This is a genomic window from Vogesella perlucida (assembly GCF_979366545.1).
In genome coordinates this window covers 1-2,583 of the sequence record NZ_CEETRO010000025.1, presented here as the reverse complement: position 1 = coordinate 2,583, position 2,583 = coordinate 1, and the positions used below count along the sequence as shown (strand labels likewise).

Below are 2,583 nucleotides of genomic sequence, written 5' to 3'. Positions count from 1 at the left end.
GCACAGCCACCACGCTGGCAGTGCGTATTGCCCTGCCGACAGAAGCCAAAGCAGGCGATACACTGCAAATCAACACGGGTAGTGGAAGCCAGACCGTGGTGCTGACTGCGGCCAACATCACAGCCGGAGCGGTAACCACCACCGTGGCCAAACCTGCTGAGCAGGCTACTGCAACGGTCAGTGCTACGCTCACGGATGTCGCGGGCAACACCTCGCCTGCTTCATCAGATAGCGCCAAGATGAACGCATCGGCACCAGAGCTGACAGGTAAAGCTTACGACCCAACCAATGGCCCGATTTTGTTTCAGTCCAAAGATGGTCGTACCGTAAACGGTATTCAGGTCTGGACCACAGACCTGACCGCGGCAGGTACCACGCAGCTCTCCCAAATCGGCAGCTTGGGTAATGTGGCGGTGAACGCAGGGCCCGTGTCTGCTGCTAACTTCTTCAATATGGGTAACGGGTTCACGTTATTCCAGGCATCGGATGGCTCAAAAGGTACCGAGTTGTGGATTACCGATGGTTCCAGTGCCGGCACCAGGATGGTAAAAGACATTAACACTGGTACATCGCCATCTGACCCCATCACCAATAATATGGTGCAGTTGCCCGATGGCCGTGTGCTGTTTGTTGCTACCAGTGCTGGCGGGCAGCAATTGTGGGTAACGGATGGTACGAATGCCGGTACGCAGGTGTTCAAGGATATAGTGCCGGGTGCTGCAGATTTCTCGAATAGCAATACTGCTATCTGGGGTATGTCTGACAATGGCGGGCCGAGCCCGGCTGCCGATTTGCATAGTATGGGTGGTGGCAGGTATTTGTTCCAGGCTAATACTAGTGGCTTAGGTATCGAAATATGGGTATCGGATGGCACGCCCGCAGGCACGGTGATGTTGAAAGATATTAACCCTGGCACTGCTTCGTCCTACGCTAGTCACTTCACCGATCTGGGTAATGGCCAGACAGTATTCTCTGCCTATACGGCAAGCAATGGCTATGAGCTGTGGGTAACAGATGGTACCGCAGCTGGTACCACGCAGCTGAAGGACATCAATCCGGGTTCGAATGATGGCAATCCGCTAGGGTTTATAGCGACAGGTGACGGCAAAGTACTATTCTTTGCCAATGCCTCTGCTGATGATAGAGAGCTATGGGTGACAGATGGGACCTCAGAAGGGACACAGCTACTCAAGGATATCAATGTTGGTAACCAAGCTTCGCAAATAAAATTACCAAGTGGTGCCAATAGTTTCTTGAACGACATTACACCGTTAGGAAATGGCAAGTTTGTTTTCAGCGCCTATACACCTACATATGGTGTCGAACCTTGGGTAACTGATGGGACTGCAGCAGGTACTCGGTTACTTAAAGATATGTATACCGGTGTTGTTGGGTCTGATAATCCATTTAATACTGGTGGTGGCTATATACCAAGAAGCCCGTTCGACTTTACTGCTATAGGAAGAGGTTATGCTCTCTTTACGGCTAATGTGGCCGTCACGGGTAAGGAGCTCTGGATCACGGATGGAACCGATGCATGGCTAGTGAGGGATTTAAGACCAGGTACCACACTTACTGCGGCAATAAGCGAAATTACCAAGGTCGGTGATGGTATTGCCATGTTTACGGCGAATGATCCGACATATGGTTATGAGCCATTTGTATTCAAACTGGATGATTGGTTAAGTCTACGTGCTGCGGGACAGAGCACAGATGCATCTGTGTATTTGCTGAAAGACATGAACGATTCGTTTACTGTCCACTCTCAGGCGCAGGCTTACTACAGAACAGGTATGGGGCATGAAGATATTCCGTACACCATTAGTAAAGAACATTTGCTGCAAGGCTGGACAAGCCCGACGGGCGGCACGCTGAATGCGGCCAACATCACGGCAGATCATGGCACGGTCACGCAGCAAGCCGATGGCAGCTATCTGATTACGCCAGATGCAAACTACAACGGTGAGTTGACACTGAGCTACAACGTAGTAGCCGCCAGCGGTGCGCAGACCCCGGCTACCATGAAGATAATGCTTGAGCCAGAGACTGATATTATCGACATGGTCAGTAGTGGTGATGTGCTCAAAAACTTTGATGCAAGAGCCCGTTTCAACTCTGGTGACGTACTGGATTTCCGCGGATTGCTGCAAGGGGAGTCTATTGATCAATTGGCTACATTCTTGCATTTCACAACTAATGGCACGGATACACTGATTGCAGTGTCTAGTAATGGTGATGGTAATATCGACTTTAACTTCAAATTGGCAGGTGTCAACCTAGTTGGTAGTGCTACGTCTGATCAGCAAGTAATTGCAGATTTATTAGCCAAGAATAAACTATTGGTAGATAAGGCAGTATCAATCGATCTGAATAAAGTCACTGGAGACAGTCTAATCAATACGGCAGAATCTGCTGCGCCAGTGGCCGTCACTGGCACGGTTGGGGCAGATGTCAAAGCAGGCGATACCGTTACGCTCACAGTCAATAACAAAACCTTCACCGGTACGGTGCAGTCTGACAAGACCTTCAGCATCAATGTGCCGGGTAGCGACCTGGTAGCCGATGCCGATAAGGTCATCGATG

The 2,583-nt window shown here is 50.3% G+C and carries 1 protein-coding gene; it reads left to right on the top strand.

The window, feature by feature from the left end:
• Nucleotides 1-2,583 (top strand): Ig-like domain-containing protein (locus ACZ9XP_RS17700; RefSeq protein ID WP_465188937.1); only part of this gene is annotated, 2,583 nt, incomplete at both ends.